Origin of the sequence: Streptomyces sp. NBC_00690, from assembly GCF_036226685.1 — a bacterium.
In the GTDB taxonomy this organism is placed as follows: domain Bacteria; phylum Actinomycetota; class Actinomycetes; order Streptomycetales; family Streptomycetaceae; genus Streptomyces.
Window position 1 is genome coordinate 63,970 of record NZ_CP109009.1, and the last position, 25,414, is coordinate 89,383.

Genomic DNA, 25,414 nt, shown 5'->3' on the forward strand with positions numbered 1-25,414 from the left:
GCGGTGTATTCATCACATCGAGCAAGGAGCAGGTCATGTCCGTCACGACCACCACTCACCTGAACTTCCGGGGCACCGCACGTGAGGCGCTGGACTTCTACCAGTCCGTCTTCGGCGGGCGTACTGTCGCGGTCACCTACAAGGACGCGGGCGCCGTGCAGGACGAGAGTGAGGCGGACTGGGTGATGTGGGGCGAGGTGGCCGGCGACAACGGCTTCCACGTCATGGCCTACGACGTGCCCTCGCGGCTCCCCTGGAACCAGGGCGAGAACCCGTTCTTCGTCTCCGTGCGTGGCGACGAAGCCGAGGAGATCAGCGCCCTGTGGGGCAAGCTCGCCGAGCGCTCGACCATCGTGCGTCCGCTGGAGCCCGCGCAGTGGGCACCGCTGTACGGCATGCTCACCGACCGCTTCGGCATCACCTGGGTCCTGGACGTCACCGCTCCGTACAACGACTGAACCGACCCCATCACCACCGTGGACGGCTGCGACGGGAAGCCGTGGGCGCACTCCTGCCCGGCAGCGGCGCTCGGCCCGACTGCTCCTGGAGATCCTGTGCCACGGCGACGGCGCCTGCCTGCATGACATTGAGGTCGAGGCCGGCGCCACGAAGGCGTTCCCAGTGGGGCGATCGGTCCACCAACAACGGAAGGCGCTGCGGACGGGTGAGTTTGAGGAGCAGCGCAAAACCCAACTCGACGCGCCAGAAACCGGGACGGAGTGGAAACCCGGCGCTCTTCGCTCTGAGCGACAAGTGGTGGCCAGGTCCCACCCACAGAACCACTCCGCCAACCACCGCGCGCCATCACACCAGCGGTGGCGACGCACCGACGCGCACCAGTGCAGCGCACTCCCCCACCCGACGGTGCGCACCGAGTGGACTCCCCCCATCCGGGGCGCGCACCACGATGCCCCCCCACCACCACCAGGTGCGCACGAACTCGCGCACTCCCACCCGGCAGAGCGCGCTGCGGGCCCCAGAGGGAGCGGCATCGTCCGAGCCGCGCACCCCCTACACACGGTGCACGCTACGCAGGGAGCGAGAGATCACCCCGTCGCCACCGCCCATCGCGGGGCCCGTGCATGGCCCCGCTGGCGCGGTAGCGGACGTGGTCTAGGGGAAACGTCGAGAAACTCGCAGAAACCCGTCGCTGGACAAGGGTTGCTTTCCACCCGAGGACGGATCGGAATCCGGCTGCGCACCTGGTCAAGGGGCAGCGCACCGAGCGCACGACACCCGATGCGCCGTCACCCACTGTGTACGCACCGGGCCGAGTGGCGTGAGAAGGGCGGGCACTGGGGCTCGCGCCTGGCCTGGCGCCTCGGTCCGCAGTGCAGGGGCGGGGCATGCCTGCCGTCATCCCGGGTGTCGGGCGGCTTCTTCACCCGTTCCGGGTGTTGCGTCGCAGAGGGGGACTGGACTCCGTCGCCCACAGCGGTTTCCTTGGCGACCAGATTGACTCGGCAGTCGAAGGTGAACTGCGCAGCGATCTTCCCCGCCGTGATTGGGCGGTGCTCCGCTATCCCGGCTACTCGGCCGACTGGTCAACCTACTCCTCACGTTCTGGCCGACCTCAAGGGAATGGCAGGCAGGGGGCGCTCTAGTGGGGCGCCGACTGATCGTTGTACTTATCACGCGTATCACGCCGGGTTGTTGAGCTCCTCGCAGGCAATCGGCATGATGAGTGGCTCCTTGGGGGTGCGTTCTGCGAGAGCGAACGGAAGATTGCCGAGCGATCGCACGACAGGGCGGGACCGCATCCCCTGGCCGCAGTTCACTGTTGGAGGAGAAGGAACCCCATGAAGTTGAGATTCGCTGCCGCAGCCGTCGCAGGCTGTGCCACCTTCGCCATGACGATATCTCCCGCACAGGCTGACAACGTTGCCTCCAGTCCCCGTGCGTCGGTCATCTACTGTCAGTGGCTGGATGACAACGGCGGGCCCGCGGTCGGCATGGGCTGCTTCGATCACGTCGGGGACGTGATCACTGCCGAGGACAGACGGAGTGATGGCCTGCGGGTAGTCGTGGAGACCAAGTACAACTACAACCGCGCCAATGACGAGTGCCACGCAGCTGGCGGCTCCGGAACGACCAAGGTCTGCAACTACAACATGAAGGAATCCGGCAAGGTCAGCTTCCGCGTCCTCACCCGAAACGGCGCTAACGGAGCGAACGTGCACACAGGCGCCTGGGGCCCGTGGAACAACATTTCTGGGTAACCTTCCCCCGCCTGAATGCGACTCGGCAACACACGCTCCCCTTCTCGCCTCACGGGGGCGGGGACGGCGCGTCAGGTACTCGGCGCGGGGACGTGTACCCCGCCCCCGCTGCCGGCGCCCAGGGCGGCGAACATGCGTTGACGCCGGAGCAGATCCGGGTGACCCACTCCCGTCCCGGGCTGCGAACGGCCAACGTCCGCAGCCCGGGACGGGAACCTCTCGCACTCACAAGCCCACGACATCTTCCTCCCACCCCACCGACTACGCCGCGCAGTACGCGACATCCTCAAAAACGACCTACAAGTCGTCCCCGGCGGCGGACACCTCCTCGTCGAGGAACACCCCGAACTCCTCACCAACCTGCCAGCGGCAACCCGCGAGCCGCCGGAGAAGAAACCGGCGACAAAGGTGCCGGAACAGCGCGATAGACGACGCCCGGCCTGTCGCAGACCACCCCGGTGCACCCCATCCCCCACCAGAGGCAAAGCACAGGTGTCGGCCCGGGGACGCAACCCACACCGAGCACAACCGAGGGCAGCCGGTCAGACAACGGTCCCGTGATGTGCGCCGCCGGCACACTGCCACTCCCCCGGGCCGGACCGCCGTCCAGCTCGGTAACGCCCGGTACGACGTCGGCGAGATGACACGCACTCTCGACCGCCTGCTCGGCCCGCTGATCGACCCCGGCGCGGCCCGCGCGTTCAGGCCCATACCCAGGTCAACAATGCAGCCGGGGAAGCGATCACCACGGATCACGCTGGTACTCAGTGGTGGAAGCGGCGACTACAGGCGCTCGCGCGCGACCGCCGCCTCGCACGCACCGTATAGGACCGGGTGGCGGGTATGCCTCAGTCGTCTTCCAACGGTCGTCGGCAAGAGTTCGCTTCGAGCAGACCGGCAACTGTTCCGAACCGGGTCGGCTCGTTCCCCGGCGCTGGTGTGCGTGTCGGGCTCGGACGATGAGGCAGGTGGCGCAGTAGCCGGCGCCGACGCTCACCAGCAGGGTGTGGCTCCCGGGTGGGGGCCGTTGCTTGAGGGTGAAGGCGAGGTTGGCGATGCGGTCGCCGCCTCCGAGGTGACCAGTGTGGGAGCCGTACCGCCCGCACCGCCCTCGCCGATGCCGGCCTCACCCCCGAGGACGTGGACCTTCTCATCCACTGCTGGGTTTACGAACAGGATGAGGGGGTCTGGAGCCCCGCCCACCGCGTCGCCCGGCTCACCGGTGCGCACCACTGCATGGCGTTCGGCCTGCTGCAGCAGTCCAACAGCGGAGCCACAGCGATCGAGACAGCCCTCCACAGAATCACCACGGACCCCAGAACCACCACGGTCTTGATCACCACCGCCGACAAGACGATGCAGGTCGTATTCGCCGAGTCCCTCCAGCCTGGAGAGCAGACCAGCCCGTGCAGCCCGCAGCTTGCGGTGCAGCTCCGCTTTGAGATCAGTCATCCCACGGGTGGCAGGAGCGAGATCGGCATCAAGGTGATCGCCACGTCCTTTCACGCCTCGGACCGCCTGAGCATCGTGCAGCCGGTGGACCTTCCCGAACCCCGGCGCTGGAGCAGAACGGATGCGGGACCGGAGAAGAGGTGGCGACAGCGCGAACCAACTCCCGGGAGCACCTGAACGGACCCCGTTGTGCAGTCAGCGGGATGCGGATGCGCTCGTTGTACGTCAGTGGCGCCTCCGGTGACATGGTCGACTCGGCCACGCACGGCCACGGGAGGTACGTCGCCTCATCTCCTGATCGCCGTGCGGGCAGCGGTAGGGAACTCAGTGGCGAGAGCGGCGGGCCGTTTTCCTTATGTGCACAGAGCGGTATCAAGGACGTCGTTGGCGTGTTCCACGGACGGGTGTGAAGCCAGGCGGATTCCGGTCAGGGCGAGGGTGGCCGCGTGGCCATTGTCAGTGACTCCGCTGAGGGTCTTGTAGCCGGGGATGTCACCGCCGTGCCCCCAGACCAGTCCGCCGCAGCTCAGCGGGGCGCTAAGCAGACCGAGCCCGTAGCGCCAGCCCGGCCAGAGCTTGTCGGCGGGGACCGTGGTCCGCATCTGCTCCAGCAGCGCGGGATTCAGCAGCCGTCCGTTCATGAGCCCGGAGAAGAAGCGGCTGAGATCGCTCGGGGTGGCGATCATACTTCCGACGGCCCAGGCCCACGATGGGTCCATCCTGGTGATGTTCCGGGGTGTCTGCTCCGGGTCGTCCGCGTGGTAGCCCTGGGGGTGCGGGCCCCGGATGCCGCGTTCGCCGGGGACGGGGGTGTAGGTGTCGCGCAGCCCGAGCGGTTGGAGGATCCGCCGTTCGATCTCCTCGGCTGGCGGACGGCCGGTGACCTTCTGCACCAGCAGACCGGCCAGCAGGAAGTTGGTGTTGCTGTACGACCAGTCCGTGCCCGGCGGGAAGGTCGCCTTGTGGGCCGGCGCCAGGTCGAGCAGTTCGCGCGGCTCCCAGTAGATGTCGCGGATCCTGAACCAGTCCGGGTCCAGGTAGTCGGTGTAGTTGGGCAGTCCGCTGGTGTTCTGGAGCAACTGCCGGACGGTGATGTTCCGCCCGTCGATGTCCTCGCCGCGCACCAGCCCCGGCAGATGGGTCTCGATGGGCCCGTCCAGATCCACCCGGCCCTCGCCGACGAGCTGGAGCACCACCACGGCGAGATAGGTCTTGCTGTTGCTGCCGATGCGCACCCGCCCGTCGGACGGCACCGGCGCCCCCGTATCCAGATCGGCTACCCCGGCAGTGAGATGACGGAACCGCCGATCGCCCGGACCTCGCACGGCAGCCAGGGCACCTGGCCACCTGTCCTCGGTCACCAGCCGCTCCATGCCCCGCTGTACCGGGTCCTCAGCCATGGGCAAGCCCGCCGCCGGGGTACTCACCAGCAAGGCGCCGAGCGCGGCCGGCGCGACCAGCGCCCTCGCCGCCCTCCGGGAACGGGTACAACAGTGTCCGGCCAAAACGATCACTCCTTCTGCGAGTCCTGCCCGAAGGCCCACACCCGGGCAGGACCCAGCATCAGGGAACCCGAACCAGCAATGCGCGGCAGCGGACCGCCATACCCCCGTGTTCCCGCGCCCCACCCATTTAGAGCCACCCATACGGAGGCACCGCCGGGCCCCGTGGGAGTCCCCTCCCAAGACACGCTCACGGCCCAGGACCCAGAAGCAGCACAAACCCGCCGCCTGGGCAGAGCTCTCAGGGGGCGGTGTCCTCCACGAGCGTTGCCGATCCGGTTCTGCCGAGAGCGGGGCCGGCGCGACTGCCCAGCAGCGAAGCGGCGCTGTCCCGCGTTCCGCAGTCGCTTGCGTTGCTTGCGCAGCTCCGCCTTCCTCATTCTGTTCGCTCTTCGGTTTCCGGGGGCGCTGCCAGACCGGCTCCCACAGCAACGGCGGCCCGTATATGTCGGCGCGCTCCTGGAGGTCCTTCCTCAACCGGGCGGCGATGGCCTTAATCCTCGGGTCCGGGGACCGTGTGGTCATCCGAGTCCTCCCGTGGGTATCGCCCCGCCCGCCCGGGGTGGGGCGGGCCGCTGGGTGTGGTGCGTCGGGTCCGGTGGCGCCATGGGCTGGGAGCCGGAGCGGTGCGCGGCAGCTCGGTCCTTCACGCCTTTCTGGAGCTGGGCGGCCATCTCAGCAACGGCCGTGTCGATCAATGGACGAAGACGTTCACCGACCTGCGGCTCAGCGCGGCCATCATCGACCGGCTGACTTCAACGGCGCCATCATCCAGGCCGGCACCGAGTCCTAATACCTGCTCACATCAGGGCCACACCGGACAGGCCCCGGAGGCTGACCGGGCGCCAGAGGGAGGGGCCGAACCGCACGATAGCCAGCCAGCCGGCCAGGCCAAGAGCGGGAACCGGCCAGCGACGCCAAGGGGCGGCCTTGGACACTTCGGCTCCCATCCTGCTCAGGCGCGCGTTCCCGGGGCAGTTGGGGTACCAGTGGAGACGGATCAGGCCCTTGAGGTCATGAACGGTGGCAGAACTCCGCTTCGGTGACGTCTTTGGCTGTCGTGCCCTCCAGGGCCAGGTGGTCGGTGTTGATGTAGAGGGTCATGCGGTGGCGGCTGTCGCGGGTGGAGACGGTGAGGGCTTCGAATCCGTATCCGGCGCCGCGCTGTCCCCACAGTTCGATTCCGCAGGAGGTGGCCATGCGCATGAGGCCGAGGCCGTGGTCCTCGGTGCCGGCGGAGATAGTGGTGGTCATCTTCCGCAACTGGGCCTCGGGCAGCAGTCGGCCGGTGAGCAGGGCGCGGTAGAAGCGGTTGAGGTCGCCGGCCGTGGTGATGAGTTCGCCGCTGGCGCGCAGCGGTGAGGGGTTGAACTCGGTGACGTCGATGCCTGGCAGGGGTGCCTGGATCTGGGCGGTGGAGTAGGCCCGTCCGGACGGGCGGGGCAGCGTTTCGCGGGTGCCCGGTGAGCTGGTGTCCCGCAGGCGGAGGGGGTCGATGATGCGCCGGTGCAGCTCGTGCTCGTAGGAGTTGCCGGTGATCTTCTCCACGATCATCGCGGCCAGGAGGTAGTTGGTGTTGGAGTACACGAACCTCTCGCCCGGCCGGGCGGGCGGGGGGTTCGACAGGGCGACGGCCAGGAGCTGCTCGGGTGTCCAGGTCTCGTGCAGGTGCTGGAGCCAGGGGGGGCCGATCTGGTGGAGGGCGGGGTCGTTGAGGTAGTTGTACACACCGCTGGTGTGGTTCAGTAGCTGCCGGACGGTGATGCGGCGGCCGTCGTGACCGTTGCCCCGGACCACGCCGGGCAGCCACTTCTCCACCGTGTCGTCGAGACCGAGCCGGTCCTCCGCCTCCAGCTGGAGAACGAGGGTGGCCGTGAAGGTCTTGGTGATACTGCCCGCCCGGAAGTGGTCCGCCGGATGCGGTGGTCGCGTCGTTCTGCGGTCCGCGACCCCCACCGCCCCCGCCCACCGGTCCGCGCCGTGGATCACGGAGACGAGGACCCCGGGCGCACCATCTCTTACCGCCCGCTCCATGGCCGCGCGCGTCCGCGCGTGTGCGTCGTCCCGACCCGCCGGCGATGCGGCTGCCGACCAGGGCGCCGGGATGATCAGGACCACGGTCAGGAAGGCCGCGGTTACGGTTGCAAGGGCGGTACGAAACCCTCCCGCTACCTTGGGCATCGGTCGTGCTCACCTCCATGGACGGGGTACCCCGTCACCAGCCAAACAGAGCCGCCCCCACCCCGCACCCCCGGTTGGTACGTGTTTTTGAACCGGGACTGCTGTGGGTCGGCCGCCGACTGGAACTATCGCTCCGGGGTTCAGATGTGAGGGCTCGTGGCCGAAGAAGGTGGTATGCCGAACTTTCCTTCTCGTCGCGCTGTGCTGGCCGGCGCGGCTTCGCTGACCGTTGTCGGTCCGTCGCCGGTCGCGGTGGCTTCTTCTGCCCGAGCGGGTGGAGAGGTCATCGCGGAACGGCGCCTGGACGAACGGCTGGTCGAGCTGACCATCGACTCCCCCGCCCTGGGCAGCACCATTCCCGTGGCTCTGCTCACCCCGCACGGCTGGGACCGCCGTGGCCGGGGTGACCGGTGGCCGACGCTCTACCTGCTGGCAGGCGGGGACGGGGACCACACGACGTGGACCACGATGTTCCGGGTGCAGGAACTGACGGAGCTGCACGATGTCCTGGTGGTCATGCCGGCCATGCCGCTGTTCGGGTTCTGGACCGACTGGTGGAACAACGGCCAAGGTGGCACACCACGGGTGCGCACATACTTCCTCAAAGAGGTCGTGCCCCTGATGGAGCGCCACTACGGGGCCGGGCCGCGGCGGGCAGCGGGAGGCGAGTCCCAGGGAGGCTTCGGCGCCCTGGGCATGGCGGCACGAAACCCCGGCCTGTTCCGCGCCATCGCCGCCTTCAGCGCCCCCGTCCACCCGATCCAGCACCCCGAGATGTGGCTGTCCGGCGCAGCGTACCTGGGCGTTGACGGCTACAAGATCTGGGGAGACCCCTGGAAACAGTGGGAGGTCTGGCTGGACTGGGACCCGTTCTACCGCGCCAAGGGCCTGCGCGACACACCCCTCTACCTCGCCTCGGGAGACGGCACCCCCGGCCCACTCGACGGCGACGCCGACGTCCACATCCCGGGCACCGAGAAATGGATCGCCCTGTTCCCCGACGACGTCGTCTCCGTCACCGAAGCCGCAGGCGGCTTCGAGACCCGCACCCTGACACACCGACTCAGGTCCCTGGGAGCCCCCCGTCACCACACACATCTTCCCCGGCACCCACAGCGGCACCTACGGATACCGCGAACTACGCCACGCACTACCGATACTCCTCGATGCCCTGCGCCCTTGACCCAGCCCGGCGAGACGCGCCCAATCCTTCGGACCCCTGGCACCTACCTGGCCCGCGCCGGCTTCCCCGGCCAGCTACGGGTGGCACCCTGCCGTGCGAGTCGCCGGGTCATGAGGGTGATGGTGGCCCAGGTGATAAGGGCTTCGGAGTGTTGGACGAGGCGTGTCGGGTAGCGGGGACGCATTGCTGCGTCCCCGCCCCCTCAGAGAAGGGCTGGCACTGCTCTCTCCGGTGATCACCAGCGTGGTGCTGCTGGTGACAGGCGGTGTGTCAAAGTTCCAGGTTCTTCAGCTCGTCGGAGCCACCTGCACGCCGGTAGACGACGTGGTGCACGCGTCCCGAGCAAGGCGATGGTCCTCAGAGGTCCGTCGAATACAACACGCGCACACGGCAACAGGCTTATAGCGATCAGCCACCAGGCTGCATTAGCTATGCGATGGTTTCGAAGCCCAGCCCAGACCCCTGGGGGCCCATGGTGAGTCGCAGGGTCGCGTAGCCGGGCTCGCCCTGGTTGGCGTGCTTGCCCCAGTACTGGCAGGTGTAGCCGGTGTCCTTACCCAGGGGGACGGCTTTGGCGGGAGGCAGCGTCTGGCAGGCCAGTTTGCTGGCGTCGGTGCGACCGGAGGTGGGTCCGTACTGCTCATTCAGCGAGTCGTAGGCCGTGCTCGCCACCAGCAGGCCCTTCTTGGGGGTGGTGGTGAAGAAGATCAGGGAGCTGCCCTCTTTGGCTGATTCGCTGATCTTCACCTCGTAGGGGATCGCGACTCCCTCGTAGACGGCGACGCACTGGCTGACGGCGCCAGCTGTCTCATCCACACCGTCGGGGCACTCCGCGCTGGTCTCCCCGGGCACCCGGGCGGAGCGCAGGATGTCCTGGCGCAGGTTGTGCTCCACCTTCTCGGCGAAGGGCGCGTTCATCGGGGGAAGCGGGGTGATCTTCAGCTTCTCGCCCGCTTCACGCTGGGGAATAACACCCTTCTGGGGACCGTCGACGGCAACCGGCAGTGCCTTCTGCGCGGCGCCCCCGGCGCTGTCCTGGTCATCGGAGGAGCCGCACCCGACGGTGAGCAAACAGGCCGCGATGAGGCCGAAAGCGATCTTGGAATTATGCATGAAGTGAGATTAAGTGCCCCCACTGACAAAGCGATCACCGGGGACCACAACCCCCACCCGAAGGACGCCGACCAGAACGCAGCGCGCCCGCCGGTCACTGACGTGGTCAACCCGGGCGGGGGGGGCTCACGGCTACCCGACTCCAACCGGCGCAAGCCGCTACAGCGCTGACGCCTGACCAACTGACGCCGCGTGACATATCCGCGACCGAACCCACGCACCTGCCCCATCGCAGCAATCCCACAAGAACACCCACGGACCCAGCCCCTTCCACGCGATCCCACCTGTCTCCAACAGCGACGTCGGAGGGATGGTTCTCATCCGCTGTGCGGCGCTATCACGTCGCTGGTCGGGATTGGGTGGGAGTGGGGCGAAATTTCGCGGGTATGCGGGGGTGAGTCAGCTCAGCGCTGGGAGCAGAAGGGCGGATGTATGGACCTGTCTGCGCAGGACAAGGGACCCGAGCTGCTGGGCTACCACCCGATCACTGTCTCCGCCGTGTTCGAGGAGAGCGGGGGGATCGCTGAGGCGCGCGATCTGGTCCGCGACTTCCTCACCTCCGTGCAGGCCGCGCACGGGCTGCCGGTATCGAGGCGGGCGATGGATATGGTGAAGCTCGCGGTGAGCGAGCTGGTGACCAACGCGCGCAAGTACGCCCCCGGCCCGTGCCTCCTCACCCTCCAGGTCGAGGACGGAGCGGTTCAGGTCAGCGTCTGGGACAGCAGCACCGCCCTACCGCTCCTCCTGCCCGCAGATCCCACACGGGTAGGCCAGCACGGCTTGGAGATCGTCATGGCGATCAGCCAGAGCTTCGCGATCCACCGCGAGCCCGTAGGCAAACGGATCACCATCTCCATCGTCCTCGCCGGCGACCCCGGCGGACACCCCTCCGGCCGCCAAACCACCTGACCCCAGACCGCGAGACGACTGGGTCTTCACATTCGGCTCGGGTGACACCAGGCCGGGATCCGTACGAACACGGTGAAAGCATGGGGAGACCAGTCAGGCACCGTGCCAATGGCAGGGATCCGCGCCTCGCCACTCAAGTCGAGTTCTGGGCGGAGTGGGCCGGTCCGTCCAGGATGGTGGCGGCCACACTCGACGAGATCGCCGGCGCGTACGAGGGCAGGCTCGTGATCACCAAACTCAACATCGACCACAACACCACTACCCCTCCCACCTACGACATCAGCGCGCTCCCGACACTCCTGCTGTTCAAGAACGGCACGGTGACGGCCACCAGGATCGGAGCCCTCTCCCGAGGGCAGATCGAAGAGTTCCTGGACGCCAACCTTTGACCAGACCCACCCCGGCAAACCGAATGGACTCCGCAGACCCTGTGTCCACCACCTGACACCCACATCCACGGCCGGTGAACACAATGCCGTGCGTGCGTTCCCACCCGGTGGTCTGCACACTTAACTGGGTCAGCCCGGCCGGGTTCCGGCCGGGCTGGCGTTCGTGCGGGGTGCGTGGTGAAGGCTCTGCTTCGTGGGGGCCGTCTGAAGGCTAGCGGTGTGTGCCGCTTGCCTGGTCGCGGTGTTTGGTGCGGTGTCTTGTGTGCGCTGCCCGTTATCCGGCGAGGCTGAAGGCTCCGCCTCCGGCGATCAGCGAGACGCTGCTGAGGCTGTTGATGGGGGTGGTGAGGGCGGTGCGGTCGGTGGCGGTGCCGTCGCCGAGCTGGCCGTTGTTGTTGTAGCCGACGGCGCTGACCTTGCCGTCACGGTCGAGGACGAGGGTGTGGTAGTGGCCGGCGGAGATGGCGCGGATGTTGGTGGCGCCTTCGAGGGTGATGGGGGCGGGGCGGTCGGTGCGGGTGCCGTCGCCCTGCTGGCCCTGGGCGTTGTAGCCCCAGGTCTTCACGGTGCCATCGGCGAGCAGGGCGACGCTGTGGTGGACCCCGGCGCTGATCTCGCGGGCGGTGCTGATCTCGTCGACCTTGACCGGGGTGAGGCGCCTGGTGACGGAGTTGTCGCCGAGCTGCCCCTGGACGTTGTAGCCCCAGGACCAGACCGTGCCGTCAGCCAGACGGGCGAGGCTGTGGGCATTGCCCCCGGCGACGCTGCGGACATTGGCGAGGCCGGTCACGGTGACGGGGGTGTTGCGCTGGGCGAGGGAGTTGTCGCCGAGCTGGCCGTTGGCGTTGTAGCCCCACGCCTTGACGGTGCCGTCGGCGAGGACGGCAAGACTGTGGTGGTCCCCGGCGGCGATGGCCTCGACGTTGGTGAGACCGGCGACGTTGACCGGGGTGACGCGGGTGGCGACGCTGTTGTCGCCGAGCTGGCCGTATGTGTTGAGGCCCCAGGCGCGCACAGTGCCGTCGGCGAGCAGTGCCAGGCTGTGGTTGGCGCCGGCTGCGATGGCGACCACGCCGCGCAGTCCGGTGACGGTGGATGCCTGGTCCTGGTTGGTGACGGTGCCGATGCCGAGCTGGCCGCTGGTGTTGAGGCCCCAGCTCTCCACGGTCCCGTTGGAGAGCAGTGCGAGGCTGTGGCTGGCGCCGGCATCGATGCTCTTGATGTCGGTGTCGGTGAGCCCCGCCACGGTCACGGGCTTGTACTTGGCGTTGGCGACCACGCCGCCGAGCTGGTAGCTCTCGTTGGCTCCCCAACCCTTGAGCCGGCTTTCCTGCGCGGTGGCGGTCGAGGGCCACGTCATCAGGATTGCCAGCAGCGTCAGCAGGCCCACCAGGAGCGGGGCGCTGCGGTGGCGGCCGCGGTGGAGTGCGTTCATGTCGGTCCTTAGCGATTCGTGTGGCGCAGGCAGGCAGCAAAAGCCGAACCATTGCGCATAGTGATTACTCAGTCACTATATGCAACCGTGCGAGTGGGTCCCCGCTCCGTCAGGGACCTCTCACGCGGGCGGGCTACACACCCCGACATGCTGATATGGCGAACCGCCGCAGCCGAAGGTGAACTGCGCAGCGATCTTCCCCGCCGTGACTGGGCGGTGATCCGCTGTCCGGGATTCCCGATCGGGCCCGTAGGCAGGGTGATGGTGCGCCACGTGCTCGTGGAACTGCCGCTGCGGGCTCAGGGGTTCAGCGGTTCAGGAATGCTTCGAGGCTGGTGGCCAGGGCCACAGGTGTCTCGTGCATGGGGTAGTGGCCGCTGTTGGCGATCTTCTCCAGTTCGGCGTTCGGATAGTGGCTGAGCCACGTGGCGTGCATCGCGTCGGCCGTCAGGGCGAGATCGTGCTCGCCGACGATGACCTTGACCGGGACGGGGTTGCCGATGATCCGTTCCGTGAGGTCTGCGGTGACCCAGTCCTTCACGTAGCCGCCGAACGCCTCGCGGGTCGACCACTGCAGAGAGTGGTCGACCATCAGGTCGACCCACACCCGGGAAGCACGTCGGCCGGTGACCAGGTCCACGATGGACCGCCGCTTGTCGCGGTCCTGTGCTGCGCCGTAGAACAGCGCTTCTCCCTCGGCGTTCAGCGGATAGACACCGGCGGGGACAGGGGCCACGCCGACCAGCTTGCGTACTCGGTGCGGCGCCTGGGCCAACACCTGTTGGGCCGCCTTGCCGCCCATGGAGTGGCCGATGAGGGAGAAGCTTTCCCAGCCGAGCTCGTCGGCCAAGGCGAGGGCGTCCTCGGCGATCTCAGCGAGCGTGTACGCACCGCGCACGGTTTTGCGATCGCCGTAGCCCCGGTAGTCGAGGAAGGCGTAGCTGAAGGTGTCACCGTCCAGGTAGTCCAGGAAGGGCCCCCAGCCGGCGCTGGTGCCGAACCAGTCGTGGAGCACCAGCACTTTGTGGTCGCCGGAACCGATCAGGCGGCGGGAAATGCTCATGGCGGGCTTTCCTCTCGTCGTCATGGGCGAACGTCGCTCTCCTTTGAGAACGCACCCTTCCAGGTCAGGCCCCGGAAGCCTCGGCAAGTGACGCTTAAGCGTCCAGGGACCGCATCCGCGGCACCATCCGGGCGCCCGCGGTGGTGCCGTGCGACAGGTCGTGCTCCGCTCGTGATGTTCCTCAGCCACTGTGATCGCCATACTCCGGTAGATGGGATCCATATACCGCTCCATCGCGGGGCGCGAGGCCATCAGCCGCTGGTGCACAGACCGGCTCGACGGCTGGGCGGTGGCTCATAAACGGGTGACGCTGACCGTGTCCGGTGTGCGGACGCATGTGGTGACCGCCGGGACGGGGAGCCCGGTGCTCTTCCTACCGGGGACCAACTTCAACGCAGCAGCATCCCTGCCGCTGGCCACCGCTCTGGCCGCGGCGGGGCACCGCGTCATCCTGCCGGACGTCCCCGGACAGCCCGGCCTCAGCTCCGGTGAACGCGGGCTCGCCAAGGGTCGGCTGTCCTGGTACGGCACCTGGCTGAACGAGGTCATCGAACAGACCATTGCCGCCCCCGTGACGGTGATGGGGCACTCCTTCGGCGCCGCCGTAGCCCTGTCCTGCCACTCCCCGCACATCGAACGGCTCGTCCTCGCCTCCCCCGCCGGACTGACCAGACTCAGCGTCCCCCCACACCTCCTCGCCGCCTCCACCGCCTGGTTCCTACGCCCCACCCCCACAAGCAGCGCCCGCCTGCTACGCGCCATGTCCGCCCCCGGACGCCAACCACGTAACGAGCTGGTCGAGTGGATGACCCTCGTCGCACGGCACTCACGCTCCAGCGGGGCACCCGGCCGCGCCGAACCACCATCCGGCCAGCGGTGCACGCAGCTGGCCGTCACAGGAGCCAACGACGTCTTCCTCCCACCCCACCGACTACGCCGCGCAGTACGCGACACCCTCAAAACCGAACTCCAGGTCGCCGCGGGAGCCGGGCACCTCCTCGTCGAGGAACACCCCGAACTCGTCGCCAACCTGGCCAGCGGCGACCCGCAAGCCGCCGGCGAAGGCACCGGCGACGGAGAAGCCGGACCGGCACGGTAGACCGTCAGGCCGGCGGAGAACCGCGCACCTGCGGCTATGCCGATGGCCCGGTCAGCTGCACGGCGATGATGACGTTCCCGTACAGGTCGGCGAAGTGCAGGGACCGGCTGTCGTCGTCCTCCTGCTCGCTCCAGACGCGCGTCCCGTGCTCGCGCAGTCGCCTGCTGACGTGGTCCAGGTCAGCGGTGTACAGGACGAGCAAGGGCTGGCCGCCGCACTGTTGGCCGATCAGTTCGCGTTCCCGGTCCGTGGTGGCCGTCATCAGCCACAGCCCGGCCGGTTCCTGGCCGGGCAGACCGAGGTGCAGGTAGCGGTAGCCGTCGGTGGCCTGGTCATGCAGCACGGTGAAGCCCAGGACATCCCGGTAGAACGCCAGAGCCTCATCGGTATCGGCGACCAGGACCACCACACGGCCCAGCGCGGAGAACAGGGGTACCTCACAGGAACGAGTCATGGCCGGACCTTAGTGCGAGCCACTGACATTGATGCTGATACTCGGGTGCATCACCGGAACCGAAGGACGGCCGAATGGATCTCGTCGATTTCCGGGACGCACATTGTGCGCTCATCTACCGGGGCAACCTCCCGGGCCCGCTCGCCCTCTCCCCTCCCGAAGGGCCACCGTGCGGGACTCCGAAGCCGTACGGAAACGGCGTCCCGCGTCCAAGTGAAACGAGGAAGAGTTGAGAGCGAGAACAGCGGTGACCGCACTCGTGGCGGCGGTGTGCGCGGGCGCCTTCATGGCACCAACCCCAGCGGGCGCGGCCCCGGCGGCCGAGCGGAAGTCCCACTGCGTCGCCGATTCGGGCACACAGCGGATCACCTGTTACGACACCTTCCGCGAGAGCATCGCGGCGGCGACCGAGGGCCGGATCACTGACGCCCCGGCACCGTGGAAGGCGGCCAAGGACCAGCGGTTCATGGACCGGATGAACGCGGTCGGCAAGGCGCGCGACGCCGCAGCGGCCACCGGTGCGCGCGTGCGGCTGGAAGCCGGAGCGGGCACGGTCCTCTTCGAGCATGCCCAGTACCAGGGCGGCACCCTCACCATCCGTACCAGTCACGGCGGTCACTGCAAGAGCGACGGGAAATGGGACGGCTGGGCCTCCAGCCTCACCGGCCACTGGATCAACAACCAGATCAGCTCCCTGTGGACCCTGAACAAGTGCTACGTCGACCTGTTCCAGGACGCGAACTTCCAAGGGCCGAACCAGTTCCACACCAAGAGCACGGAGTGGGTCGGCGACGCGATGAACGACACGACCAGCTCGGTAGCGCTGACCTAACATCCCCGGGGTCTCGTGCGTGTGCTGCCCGTGCAGAACTACGGCACCGCTCTCTCAGGGCAGGGGCGCGCCTCTGGCAGTTCAGATGGCAGTTCAGACAAGGGCGCGGCGCACGGAGGCGGGGTGGGCAAGCCGCTGTTCGGGGCGGCTTGCCCGGTTGCCCCGTTCAGGTCTACTGGGCGGGCGCTCCCCAGAGCGGGCGGGCGTTGCCGGTCCCGCCGCAGTGGCAGCAGCGGCCCGAGGTAGCGGTGCCCGGCCTGCCAATGGTGGCGGCGGCGTCCACCAGGAGCTGGGTGAGGCCGGTCAGGTGGTCCTTGTGCAGAGCGAGATCGTGGCGCCTGCCCACCATGATGTCCAGGGCGATGTCGGGGCCGAGGGTCCGGGCATCCCAGCTGATACCACGCGTGGCGGTGGAGATCATGTCGTGCAGGTCGCTGGTGGTCTGCGTCCCGGTCAGCTGTATCCGCGAGGAGATGATGACGTCCGATGCCTGGACGAAGGACAGGACGCCCGCCGGCAGGATGGACGGCTTGAGGCCGAGCACGGGATCGTTGTGCGTACTGCGCAGCCGGGCCAGCGCGTTCCACATGTAGGCGCCTGGGCCGTACGGCCAACTTCAGGCGAGGCAGGGTGTTCACCCACACCGCGACGGCGATGCCCTTCACGTCGGCGGCGAGCGCCTGGAGACGGTTGTCGAGCAGGTGCTCCGCCTTGCCTGCCAGGACGACATGCAGTCGTGGGAACGTCTTCGAGCGGGTGTAGCGGTGGCGCTGCCAGAACGGCCAGCGACGTCCAAGGGGCGCCCTTGGACACTTCGGCTCCCATCCTGCTCAGACGCGCGGTCCCGGAGCCGGTGGGGTTCCAGTTGGAGACGGATCAGGCCCTTGAGGTCATGAACGGTGGCAGAACTCCGCTTCGGTGACGTCTTTGGCTGTCGTGCCCTCCAGGGCCAGGTGGTCGGTGTTGATGTAGAGGGTCATGCGGTGGCGGCTGTCGCGGGTGGAGACGGTGAGGGCTTCGAATCCGTATCCGGCGCCGCGCTGTCCCCACAGTTCGATTCCGCAGGAGGTGGCCATGCGCATGAGGCCGAGGCCGTGGTCCTCGGTGCCGGCGGAGATAGTGGTGGTCATCTTCCGCAACTGGGCCTCGGGCAGCAGTCGGCCGGTGAGCAGGGCGCGGTAGAAGCGGTTGAGGTCGCCGGCCGTGGTGATGAGTTCGCCGCTGGCGCGGAGCGGTGAGGGGTTGAACTCGGTGACGTCGATGCCTGGCAGGGGTGCCTGGATCTGGGCGGTGGAGTAGGCCCGTCCGGACGGGCGGGGCAGCGTTTCGCGGGTGCCCGGTGAGCTGGTGTCCCGCAGGCGGAGGGGGTCGATGATGCGCCGGTGCAGCTCGTGCTCGTAGGTGCTGCTGGTGATCTTCTCCACGATCATCGCGGCCAGGAGGTAGTTGGTGTTGGAGTACACGAACCTCTCGCCCGGCCGGGCGGGCGGGGGGTTCGACAGGGCGACGGCCAGGAGCTGCTCGGGTGTCCAGGTCTCGTGCAGGTGCTGGAGCCAGGGGGGGCCGATCTGGTGGAGGGCGGGGTCGTTGAGGTAGTTGTACACACCGCTGGTGTGGTTCAGTAGCTGCCGGACGGTGATGCGGCGGCCGTCGTGACCGTTGCCCCGGACCACGCCGGGCAGCCACTTCTCCACCGTGTCGTCGAGACCGAGCCGGTCCTCCGCCTCCAGCTGGAGAACGAGGGTGGCCGTGAAGGTCTTGGTGATACTGCCCGCCCGGAAGTGGTCCGCCGGATGCGGTGGTCGCGTCGTTCTGCGGTCCGCGACCCCCACCGCCCCCGCCCACCGCTCCGCACCGTCGACCACGGAGACGAGGACCCCGGGCGCACCATCTCTTACCGCCCGCTCCATGGCCGCGCGCGTCCGCGCGTGTGCGTCGTCCCGACCCGCCGGCGATGCGGCTGCCGACCAGGGCGCCGGGATGATCAGGACCACGGTCAGGAAGGCCGCGGTTACGGTTGCAAGGGCGGTACGAAACCCTCCCGCTACCTTGGGCATCGGTCGTGCTCACCTCCATGGACGGGGTACCCCGTCACCAGCCAAACAGAGCCGCCCCCACCCCGCACCCCCGGTTGGTACGTGTTTTTGAACCGGGACTGCTGTGGGTCGGCCGCCGACTGGAACTATCGCTCCGGGGTTCAGATGTGAGGGCTCGTGGCCGAAGAAGGTGGTATGCCGAACTTTCCTTCTCGTCGCGCTGTGCTGGCCGGCGCGGCTTCGCTGACCGTTGTCGGTCCGTCAACGATCGCGGTGGCTTCTTCTGCCCGAGCGGGTGGTGAGGTCATCGCGGAACGGCGCCTGGACGAACGGCTGGTCGAGCTGACCGTCGACTCCCCCGCCCTGGGCAGCACCATTGCCGTGGCTCTGCTCACCCCGCACGGCTGGGACCGCCGTGGTCCGGGTGACCGGTGGCCGACGCTCTACCTGCTGGCAGGCGGGGACGGGGACCACACGACGTGGACCACGATGTTCCGGGTTCAGGAACTGACGGAACTGCACGACGTACTGGTGGTCATGCCGGCCATGCCGCTGTTCGGGTTCTGGACCGACTGGTGGAACAACGGCCAAGGTGGCACACCACGGGTGCGCACATACTTCCTCAAAGAGGTCGTGCCCCTGATGGAGCGCCACTACGGGGCCGGGCCGCGGCGGGCAGCGGGAGGCGAGTCCCAGGGAGGCTTCGGCGCCCTGGGCATGGCGGCACGAAACCCCGGCCTGTTCCGCGCCATCGCCGCCTTCAGCGCCCCCGTCCACCCGATCCAGTACCCCGAGATGTGGCTGTCCGGCGCAGCGTACCTGGGCGTTGACGGCTACAAGATCTGGGGAGACCCCTGGAAACAGTGGGAGGTCTGGCTGGACTGGGACCCGTTCTACCGCGCCAAGGGCCTGCGCGACACACCCCTCTACCTCGCCTCGGGAGACGGCACCCCCGGCCCACTCGACGGCGACGCCGACGTCCACATCCCGGGCACCGAGAAATGGATCGCCCTGTTCCCCGACGACGTCGTCTCCGTCACCGAAGCCGCAGGCGGCTTCGAGACCCGCACCCTGACACACCGACTCAGGTCACTGGGAGCCCCCCGTCACCACACACATCTTCCCCGGCACCCACAGCGGCACCTACGGATACCGCGAACTACGCCACGCACTACCGATACTCCTCGATGCCCTGCGCCCTTGACCCAGCCCGGCGAGACGCGCCCAATCCTTCGGACCCCTGGCACCTACCTGGCCCGCGCCGGCTTCCCCGGCCAGCTACGGGTGGCACCCTGCCGTGCGAGTCGCCGGGTCATGAGGGTGATGGTGGCCCAGGTGATAAGGGCTTCGGAGTGTTGGACGAGGCGTGTCGGGTAGCGGGGACGCATTGCTGCGTCCCCGCCGCCATTTGCTAGAGGTGTGGCGAAAGCCAACGGTGTGACAGTTCACCAAGCGACGCTACCGAACCGAGATCATCAGACGGGCGCCCAGTGTCCCCTGACGTCGAATGTGGACCGTCTGTCAATGGAGTTGGACAGCCACGACGATCCTCCCCTTGATCCTCGGCCAACGGGCGGGGCACAGGGAAAACGGATTGCGGCCGGGCGCATGCTCGGCTTAGGTCCGTGCTCGTGACTGCCTTGAACGACCTCATCCGCCCGGACCGCTATCCGCTCTCCTCTCGCTATGACCCCGCGTGGCTGCTCAACCTCGACATGGGGCCGAACCCGCTGTGGATGCTGGAGGACCTTGCTCACGATCTCGATCTGCACCCCGGTATGCGAGTTCTCGACCTCGGCTCTGGCAAGGGCGCCACGTCGGTGTTCCTGGCACGTGAGTACCAAGTCGAGGTCGTCGCCGCCGACCTGTGGATCGCCCCCGAACAGGCGGCGGCCGTCTTCGCGGAGGCGGGGGTCGGGGACCGGTTGGCTGGGGGTGGCCGTGGGCGCTGATCGGCTCCGGCGGGCCGTTGGCAGTCGCCGCCGCCGTTCATCTGCCCGGAACGATACGCGCCAAGAACCGCCGCATCGAGAGACTGGCCGCGATGGACACCGTGCAGGGACGGGTCGTCGCGGTTCTGAAGGACGTCAAAGCCAACCAGGACGAAGGTGGCACCTCGACCACCATCACCCCGGTCCTGTCGTTCACCACCCATGAGGGCACGGCCGTCACGGCCCACTGCACGTCGAACATCCCGAACCCCGCCCGCGCGTACGGCCGTGACGTCACCGTCCACTACCCGCCCGCCGACCCGGCCGGTTTCACACTGGACCACGCGGCCGAACACCACTCGGACGAACGGGGCCTGACACTCCACATTCTGTTGACCATCGCGCTCACAGCGACAGCCATAGTGGGAATAGCAATGCTCTGAGAGGTTGTTAAGTCCGTTTCTCGTTGCGTGGGGGCCGGACCGGGATCGGATATTCGGTGTTCTGCCCGCCTGTGAGGACACAAGATGGTGCGCATGATTTTGGCCACCCCCGTACTGCACACCGCTCGCCTGCGCCTTCGGCCCTTCACCGACGCTGACGCGGCCGTTCTCTTCGCGCTGCATAGCAGCACCTACGTGATGCGCTACTGGGACTCCCCGCCGTGGACCGAACAGGCCCGCGCCGAGCGTTTCATCGCGATGTGCCGGAAGATGGCGGACGAAGGCACCGGGGCGCGGGTGGCCATCGACCGTGCTTCTGACGGGGCCTTCGTCGGCTGGTGCGGTCTGACCGGGTGGGACCCGGACTACCGCAGCGCGTCGTTGGGCTACGTCCTCGATGATGCGATGTGGGGCCACGGCTTTGCGACGGAGGCCGCGCACGCCGTGCTGGAGTGGGCATTCGACACGCTGGACCTGAATCGAGTTCAGGCCGAGGCCGATACGCGCAACGTGGCATCTGCCCGGGTCCTGGAGAAGATCGGCTTCGTGCGTGAAGGGACGTTGCGGGAGGACTGCGTGGTGAACGGCGAGGTCTCCGACTCGTGGGTGTTCGGTTTGCTCAGGCGAGAGTGGCAGCCGGCGGCCGTGACGATTCCAGCCCGTGAAGTGCGACGTTAAGTCCGTTTCTGGTAGGGGCCTCGTCCGGGTTGGGTGAGGAAGCCTTGACGTGTGAGGCGTCCGAGGCAGCTGCGGGTGACGTTGACGGTCGCCGCGTCGGTGGGCATGCCGAGGAGTTCGTGCAGCTCACGGGCTCTGAATGCCTGGCAGGGGTGCTGGTTGAAGGCGTTCACGATGGCCTGGTAGGCGGTGTTCGTCTCAGGTGGATCGGCCTCGGTCCCCGGCCCGGTGCGAGTTCGGCGATGACCTTCCGGGTGGTGGCCAGGTCCGCGAGTCGGGCCTCGGTCTCGGCCAGAGTGGCGGTCAAGTGCTCGATCTGGTCGCGTGGTTCACCGGCCCGGGCCGTGGACTCGTCGTGCTGGGGCTGGAGGTCCGCCAGGAGTTCGATGACGTTCACGCGGCCAGCCCGAGACTGTCGCGCCAGGCAGGACTCGGTGTGGTGAGGCGGCGGGCCATGTTCGCGATGGGCGCCCAGTAGACGCGCGAGGCGGAGGTGTCGGGCCGGTGGTCGTACTCGCGGGCCAGGCGCCGGTGCAGCATCAACGTGCCGTTGACCTGCTCCACAATCCACCGCTTGGGCTGCGGGACGAAGCCCTTGCCCTGGTCGTCCGGGTTGCGGCGGACGACCTCGACGTCGATGTCCAACAGGGCGCCGTGGATGAGCACTTCGTCCTTGAAGCCCTGGCCCACCAGGGCCTTCTCCAGGCGCATCCCACACCGCTCGGCCGCTTGGTCGAGCAGGGCGGTGCCGGTGGCGTTGTCGTGGGCGGAGGCAGCCAGCACGACGACGCCGATGATCAGCCCCAGTACGTCGACGGCCAGCCCCGCTTGCGGCCCGACACCTTCTTGTTGGCGTCCAGTCCCGTCGTGGTCTTCGGGACACCCGCGGCCGCGCGGACAGACTGGGTGTCGATGATCACGAGGGACGGGTCCTCTCATCGCCGCGCCTTCTCCCACACCTGGCAACGCAGGAGTTCCTGGATACGCTGGTCGAGCCCCTCCTCGCGCCACAGGCCGAAGTAGTAGAAAACCGCCGACCAGGCCGGGAAGCCATGGGGCAGATAGCGCCACTGGCAGCCCGTCCGATTCTGCTAGAAGATCGCATTCACGACCTCCCTCGGATCGCAGGCCTTGGGATCCCCAGTCGCCGACCGCGCCAGCCGGCCCTACTTCCAGGCCGTGATCATCGGCTCGATCAACGCCCACTGCTCGTTCGCTAAGCCGCTCGGGTACGGCTCTCCCACCACGCCTCGCATCTCAACATGAACATGCCTAGCAGGCGACCTGCGCGACGATCAGTACCACGATCGAGCGATCCCGAACTGAGGAAGATCGGACCTAGCGACCTCTGAGAAGCACTCAGGGTTGAAGCGCAAGCTAAGGACTCGTGACCAGGGCGAACCTTGCCCGATACGGCACTAGCCGGTGATCCATTCCGTGGATGCCGTCAGTTCGGCGAGTACTTCCGGTAGTGGTTCTACGCCCGTGCCCGGTCCGCGGGGCACGTCGAGATGACCGTCGTTCAGCTCGAACGGCGCGGTGATGTCTTTGGAGTAGTAGCGGCTGGAGGCGGAGGTGTCGCCCGGCAGGGTGAAGCCGGGCAGGGCCGCGAGGGCGACGTTGGCGGCGCGGCCGATGCCGGTCTCCAGCATTCCGCCGCACCATACGGCGATTCCGTGTGCCTGGCAGAGGTCGTGGATGCGGCGGGCTTCGAGGTAGCCGCCGACGCGGCCGGGTTTGATGTTGACGACGGAGCAGGCGCCCAGCGAGATCGCCGCGGCGGCGTGTGCCGCGGAGTCGATCGACTCGTCCAGGCATACGGGTGTGGTGAGCCGGCGTGCGAGGTGGGCGTGCTGGACGAGATCGTCGTCGGCCAGGGGTTGTTCGATCAGCAGCAGGTCGAACGCGTCGAGCCGCTCCAGGTGGCGGGAGTCGGCGAGCGTGTAGGCGGCGTTGGCGTCGACCTGGAGGAGCAGATCGTCGCCGAAGTGCTCCCGTACGGCCGCCACGGGTCCCACGTCCGAGCCCGGCGCGATCTTCAGCTTGATTCGGACGTATCCCTCGGCGACAAAGCCCTCCACCGCGTCCAGCAGTGCGGGCACGCTGTCCATGATGCCGACCGATACTCCGCTCGGCACCCGGTCCCGGGTTGCGCCCAGATAGGAGGCGAACGACTCGCCGCTCGCCCGGAGTTCGGCGTCGAGCACGGCGCTTTCCAGCGCGGCCTTCGCCATGTGGTGCCCCTTGAAGGGCTGCAGCGCACCGGCCACGGTGTTGGCCGTGACATCGAGCGGCAGCGCGGGGATCAGGAAGCGTCGTAGTACGTCGGCGGCACCGTCCACGTACTCGGAGTTGTAGCGGGGTTCCGACATGGCGACACATTCGCCCCAGCCCTCGCTGTCCGCGGCCTCCACCCGGAGCAGCAGGATGTCGCGGGCGTACTCGACCCCGAACGAGGTACGGAATGGGGCCTTCAGGGGCATGGCGATGCGGCGGAGTTCGATTCCTTTGATCTTCATCGGTTCGGTGACTCCAGCATGTGGGTGCGGTCCGGTCGGACGGTGGATTCGGCGGCGGGGGCAGAGGGGTAGACGGGCGGAACACGGTCGACGACATAGCCGGACCGGTCGTGGAACCCGGTAACTCGGGCGCCTTCGGACAGCAGTCCGCCGAGCGCCTCCCGTACCGCGAACCGCCAGGCTGTGGCAGCAGCCGGGTCGGTGCGGCGCAGGCCCTCGATGTCGGGCGGTAGATCGATTCGTACGAGCCGGGCGTCGGCCGCCGGTGGGGAGGGCAGTAGCAGTGGGTGGCCGTCGTCTGCCGCGATGAGCACCGGCAGTACCGGGACCGAGTCGCCGTGCCCGGTGGAGGTGGCGGACGCGGCGTGGGAAGGGTCGAGGCGCCAGAGCGCGATCACCCGGTCCGAATCGTCACCGCCGTTGATGGAGTCGGGTATTGCGCCGTAGAAAGCCTGGTGGTAGCTGCTGAGCACGGCGCCCAGCTTGGTGAGATTGAAGTAGGCGTTCCGGCGGACCAGAGGGTCGAAGGTCCAGGTGATCCGGGTCAGCCCCCGGTCGAGCGCCCAGGCCCGCTGGTGCAGCTTGAGCGCGTGGCCGATACCGCGCCCCTTCCTCGCGCCGGTGACGTGGGAGTGCAGTGCCTGACCGGGTGGAGCGGCCAGGAACGCGACCGAGGCACCGACCAGACGCGTCCCGTCGTAGGCGCCCGCCACGTAGTTGCCTGCGTGGGCCAGCGCCCGGATCAGCTCGAAGCCGATCGGGCTCGCCGCCCCGGGGCCGGGCCGCCAGATGCCGGTGAACAGCCGGTCCACCTCCTGGAATTCGGCCGGCTCGTGCAACTCGCGCACGACGAGCCCGTTCACGTCTACCGTCATCCCCGCACCGCCTTGATCAGTTCGGCGAGCAGAGCGGCCCGTGCCGGCATTTCGGCGAGCACGACGTGTTCGTCGTCGGCGTGGGCGCCGCCGCCGACGGCGCCGAGGCCGTCCAGGGTCGGGCAGCCCACCCCCGCGGTGAGGTTGCCGTCGGAGGCGCCGCCGACCGCCACACCCCGCAGCGGGGCCATGCCGAGTCGGGTCGCCGCCTGCTGTGCGAGCGCGAACAGCCGCGCCGACGAGGCCGGCTCCAGCGGCGGCCGCTCGGGGCCGCCGCTCACTCTGATCCGGGTGCCGGCGGTGCGGGCGGTCAGACCGTGGATGAGTTCGTCGACGCGCCGCTGGTCGGCGGTGCTCGGTGCCCGTACGTCGACCGAGATGGTGGCCCGCGCGGGCACGGTGTTCCCAGTGGTGCCCGCCGAGACCAGCGTGGGCGTGACCGTGGTGACGTCCGGGCCGTGCGGCGAGGGCAGATCCCGGTTCAACAGCGGGCCGAGCCCGCTGACGGCGAGGATCTGATGAGCGGCCTCGACGGCCGCGTTGGCGCCCTTCTCCGGTTCGAGGCCGGAGTGCGCGGCTTTGCCGTCCACCACGATCTCGTACCAGGAGGCGCCCTTACGTGCCGTCTTCAGCGCGCCGCCGTCGGCGGATGCCTCCAGCACGAGCGCGGCGGCGCAGCCGCGTGCGGACTCCTCGATCAGTGCGCGTGAGGTGAGCGAGCCCAGTTCCTCGTCCCCGGTGACCAGAACGCAGACGCCGTCGAGGGACGGCAGCGATGCCAGTGCGTGGAACAGTTGGACCAGCCCTGCCTTCATGTCGAAGACACCGGGTCCCCGCGCGATCCCGTCCACGACCGACCAGGGGTGGGTGGTGAGGGAGCCGATCGGCCACACCGTGTCGTGGTGGCCGACCAGCAGCACGCGCGGTGTGCCGAAGCTCCACCGCAGATGGACGACCCCGTCCACGACGACCGTCTGCGGCGCGGCCCCCAGAAGCCGGGAACCCAGATCCGCGACGACCCGCGCACTACGGGCGACGGCTTCGACATCGGCCGAGAACGACTCGCAGAGCACGAGCTCTTCGAGATCGGCCAGCATCTGG

24 protein-coding genes and 5 pseudogenes are annotated in these 25,414 nt (G+C 68.2%); 12 read left to right on the forward strand and 17 right to left on the reverse strand.

Going from position 1 to position 25,414, the window contains the following annotated elements:
• Positions 1-35 precede the first annotated feature (35 nt).
• Positions 36-458 (forward strand): VOC family protein, encoded by a 423-nt coding sequence (locus OID54_RS00275; RefSeq protein WP_329012077.1) that lies wholly within the window; start codon positions 36-38, stop codon positions 456-458.
• Between the two features lie 10 nt (positions 459-468).
• On the opposite strand, the gene OID54_RS00280 is transcribed toward OID54_RS00275, so the two are convergent.
• Positions 469-753 (reverse strand): hypothetical protein, encoded by a 285-nt coding sequence (locus OID54_RS00280; RefSeq protein ID WP_329012081.1) that lies wholly within the window; start codon positions 751-753, stop codon positions 469-471.
• Positions 754-1,799: 1,046 nt separating this feature from the next.
• Between OID54_RS00280 and OID54_RS00285 the strand changes: the two genes are divergently transcribed.
• The gene (locus OID54_RS00285; protein ID WP_329012084.1) at positions 1,800-2,219 is read left to right on the forward strand and encodes a hypothetical protein; all 420 of its coding nucleotides are present in this window, start codon (positions 1,800-1,802) and stop codon (positions 2,217-2,219) included.
• A 1,140-nt stretch (positions 2,220-3,359) separates the two neighbouring features.
• Positions 3,360-3,848 carry a hypothetical protein gene (locus OID54_RS00290; RefSeq protein ID WP_329012087.1) on the forward strand — a complete coding sequence of 163 codons (489 nt, stop codon included), beginning with the start codon at positions 3,360-3,362 and terminating at the stop codon, positions 3,846-3,848.
• Between the two features lie 176 nt (positions 3,849-4,024).
• Here OID54_RS00290 and OID54_RS00295 read toward each other — a convergent pair whose 3' ends face one another.
• Together OID54_RS00295 and OID54_RS00300 are read right to left on the reverse strand one after the other, a co-directional pair.
• Positions 4,025-5,032 carry a serine hydrolase domain-containing protein gene (locus OID54_RS00295; protein WP_329012090.1) on the reverse strand — a complete coding sequence of 336 codons (1,008 nt, stop codon included), beginning with the start codon at positions 5,030-5,032 and terminating at the stop codon, positions 4,025-4,027.
• Positions 5,033-6,187: 1,155 nt separating this feature from the next.
• The gene (locus OID54_RS00300; RefSeq protein ID WP_329012093.1) at positions 6,188-7,354 is read right to left on the reverse strand and encodes a serine hydrolase domain-containing protein; all 1,167 of its coding nucleotides are present in this window, start codon (positions 7,352-7,354) and stop codon (positions 6,188-6,190) included.
• Between the two features lie 174 nt (positions 7,355-7,528).
• Between OID54_RS00300 and OID54_RS00305 the strand changes: the two are divergent.
• A pseudogene (locus OID54_RS00305) lies at positions 7,529-8,215 on the forward strand (alpha/beta hydrolase); the annotation flags it as partial.
• Positions 8,216-8,595: 380 nt separating this feature from the next.
• Here the strand turns inward: OID54_RS00305 and OID54_RS39060 are convergent.
• Together OID54_RS39060 and OID54_RS00310 are read right to left on the reverse strand one after the other, a co-directional pair.
• Positions 8,596-8,700 (reverse strand): annotated as a pseudogene (locus OID54_RS39060) (IS5-like element IS4811 family transposase); the annotation flags it as partial.
• A 266-nt stretch (positions 8,701-8,966) separates the two neighbouring features.
• Positions 8,967-9,650, reverse strand: a complete 684-nt coding sequence (locus tag OID54_RS00310; protein ID WP_329012096.1) for a hypothetical protein — start codon at positions 9,648-9,650, stop codon at positions 8,967-8,969.
• 432 nt (positions 9,651-10,082) lie between these two features.
• Between OID54_RS00310 and OID54_RS00315 the strand changes: the two genes are divergently transcribed.
• Together OID54_RS00315 and OID54_RS00320 are read left to right on the forward strand one after the other, a co-directional pair.
• Positions 10,083-10,559, forward strand: a complete 477-nt coding sequence (locus OID54_RS00315) for an ATP-binding protein (RefSeq protein WP_329012100.1) — start codon at positions 10,083-10,085, stop codon at positions 10,557-10,559.
• 80 nt (positions 10,560-10,639) lie between these two features.
• A complete protein-coding gene (locus OID54_RS00320; protein ID WP_329012103.1) occupies positions 10,640-10,948 on the forward strand; it encodes a thioredoxin domain-containing protein in 309 nt (102 codons plus the stop codon).
• A gap of 274 nt (positions 10,949-11,222) precedes the next feature.
• Here the strand turns inward: OID54_RS00320 and OID54_RS00325 are convergent, their stop codons facing one another.
• Entirely contained in the window at positions 11,223-12,383 is a 1,161-nt protein-coding gene (locus OID54_RS00325) for an RCC1 domain-containing protein (RefSeq protein ID WP_329012106.1), read from the reverse strand.
• A gap of 307 nt (positions 12,384-12,690) precedes the next feature.
• Complete coding sequence (locus tag OID54_RS00330) at positions 12,691-13,446, reverse strand: alpha/beta fold hydrolase (RefSeq protein ID WP_329012109.1); 756 nt, start codon at positions 13,444-13,446, stop codon at positions 12,691-12,693.
• A 211-nt stretch (positions 13,447-13,657) separates the two neighbouring features.
• Here OID54_RS00330 and OID54_RS00335 point away from each other — a divergent pair, with 211 nt between their 5' ends.
• Positions 13,658-14,545 (forward strand): alpha/beta fold hydrolase, encoded by an 888-nt coding sequence (locus OID54_RS00335; RefSeq protein WP_329012112.1) that lies wholly within the window; start codon positions 13,658-13,660, stop codon positions 14,543-14,545.
• A 34-nt stretch (positions 14,546-14,579) separates the two neighbouring features.
• Here OID54_RS00335 and OID54_RS00340 read toward each other — a convergent pair whose 3' ends face one another.
• Complete coding sequence (locus OID54_RS00340) at positions 14,580-14,999, reverse strand: VOC family protein (protein WP_329012115.1); 420 nt, start codon at positions 14,997-14,999, stop codon at positions 14,580-14,582.
• Between the two features lie 247 nt (positions 15,000-15,246).
• Here OID54_RS00340 and OID54_RS00345 point away from each other — a divergent pair, with 247 nt between their 5' ends.
• Positions 15,247-15,831: a peptidase inhibitor family I36 protein gene (locus OID54_RS00345; protein WP_329012118.1), complete on the forward strand. Its 585-nt coding sequence runs from the start codon at positions 15,247-15,249 to the stop codon at positions 15,829-15,831.
• 172 nt (positions 15,832-16,003) lie between these two features.
• Here the strand turns inward: OID54_RS00345 and OID54_RS00350 are convergent, their stop codons facing one another.
• Both OID54_RS00350 and OID54_RS00355 read right to left on the reverse strand, forming a co-directional pair.
• Positions 16,004-16,420, reverse strand: coding sequence for a hypothetical protein (locus OID54_RS00350; RefSeq protein WP_329012121.1), 417 nt, complete (start codon positions 16,418-16,420; stop codon positions 16,004-16,006).
• A gap of 301 nt (positions 16,421-16,721) precedes the next feature.
• Complete coding sequence (locus tag OID54_RS00355; protein ID WP_329012125.1) at positions 16,722-17,888, reverse strand: serine hydrolase domain-containing protein; 1,167 nt, start codon at positions 17,886-17,888, stop codon at positions 16,722-16,724.
• 174 nt (positions 17,889-18,062) lie between these two features.
• On the opposite strand from OID54_RS00355, the pseudogene OID54_RS00360 reads away from it, so the two are divergent.
• Positions 18,063-18,749 (forward strand): annotated as a pseudogene (locus OID54_RS00360) (alpha/beta hydrolase); the annotation flags it as partial.
• Between the two features lie 380 nt (positions 18,750-19,129).
• Here OID54_RS00360 and OID54_RS39065 read toward each other — a convergent pair.
• Positions 19,130-19,234 (reverse strand): annotated as a pseudogene (locus tag OID54_RS39065) (IS5-like element IS4811 family transposase); the annotation flags it as partial.
• A 264-nt stretch (positions 19,235-19,498) separates the two neighbouring features.
• Between OID54_RS39065 and OID54_RS00365 the strand changes: the two are divergent.
• The 3 genes from OID54_RS00365 to OID54_RS00375 all read left to right on the forward strand — a co-directional run bounded on the left by OID54_RS00365 (position 19,499) and on the right by OID54_RS00375 (position 20,919).
• Positions 19,499-19,819 (forward strand): SAM-dependent methyltransferase, encoded by a 321-nt coding sequence (locus OID54_RS00365; protein ID WP_329012128.1) that lies wholly within the window; start codon positions 19,499-19,501, stop codon positions 19,817-19,819.
• A gap of 92 nt (positions 19,820-19,911) precedes the next feature.
• Positions 19,912-20,241 (forward strand): hypothetical protein, encoded by a 330-nt coding sequence (locus tag OID54_RS00370; RefSeq protein WP_443055502.1) that lies wholly within the window; start codon positions 19,912-19,914, stop codon positions 20,239-20,241.
• Positions 20,242-20,334: 93 nt separating this feature from the next.
• The gene (locus OID54_RS00375) at positions 20,335-20,919 is read left to right on the forward strand and encodes a GNAT family N-acetyltransferase (protein ID WP_329027185.1); all 585 of its coding nucleotides are present in this window, start codon (positions 20,335-20,337) and stop codon (positions 20,917-20,919) included.
• Here OID54_RS00375 and OID54_RS00380 read toward each other — a convergent pair.
• The 6 genes and pseudogenes from OID54_RS00380 to OID54_RS00405 all read right to left on the reverse strand — a co-directional run bounded on the left by OID54_RS00380 (position 20,916) and on the right by OID54_RS00405 (position 25,410).
• Positions 20,916-21,092: a hypothetical protein gene (locus tag OID54_RS00380; protein ID WP_329012135.1), complete on the reverse strand. Its 177-nt coding sequence runs from the start codon at positions 21,090-21,092 to the stop codon at positions 20,916-20,918. The genes OID54_RS00375 and OID54_RS00380 overlap by 4 nt on opposite strands.
• Positions 21,089-21,316 (reverse strand): hypothetical protein, encoded by a 228-nt coding sequence (locus tag OID54_RS00385; protein WP_329012138.1) that lies wholly within the window; start codon positions 21,314-21,316, stop codon positions 21,089-21,091. The genes OID54_RS00380 and OID54_RS00385 overlap by 4 nt, the downstream gene beginning before the upstream one ends.
• Positions 21,313-22,175 (reverse strand): annotated as a pseudogene (locus OID54_RS00390) (IS5 family transposase). The gene OID54_RS00385 and the pseudogene OID54_RS00390 overlap by 4 nt, the downstream one beginning before the upstream one ends.
• Positions 22,176-22,337: 162 nt before the next feature.
• Positions 22,338-23,438: an o-succinylbenzoate synthase gene (gene menC, locus OID54_RS00395; RefSeq protein WP_329012142.1), complete on the reverse strand. Its 1,101-nt coding sequence runs from the start codon at positions 23,436-23,438 to the stop codon at positions 22,338-22,340.
• Positions 23,435-24,313 carry a GNAT family N-acetyltransferase gene (locus tag OID54_RS00400; protein WP_329012145.1) on the reverse strand — a complete coding sequence of 293 codons (879 nt, stop codon included), beginning with the start codon at positions 24,311-24,313 and terminating at the stop codon, positions 23,435-23,437. The genes menC and OID54_RS00400 overlap by 4 nt, the downstream gene beginning before the upstream one ends.
• Positions 24,310-25,410 (reverse strand): M20 family metallopeptidase, encoded by a 1,101-nt coding sequence (locus OID54_RS00405; protein ID WP_329027186.1) that lies wholly within the window; start codon positions 25,408-25,410, stop codon positions 24,310-24,312. Before OID54_RS00405 ends, OID54_RS00400 begins: the two co-directional genes overlap by 4 nt.
• Positions 25,411-25,414: the final 4 nt, after the last annotated feature.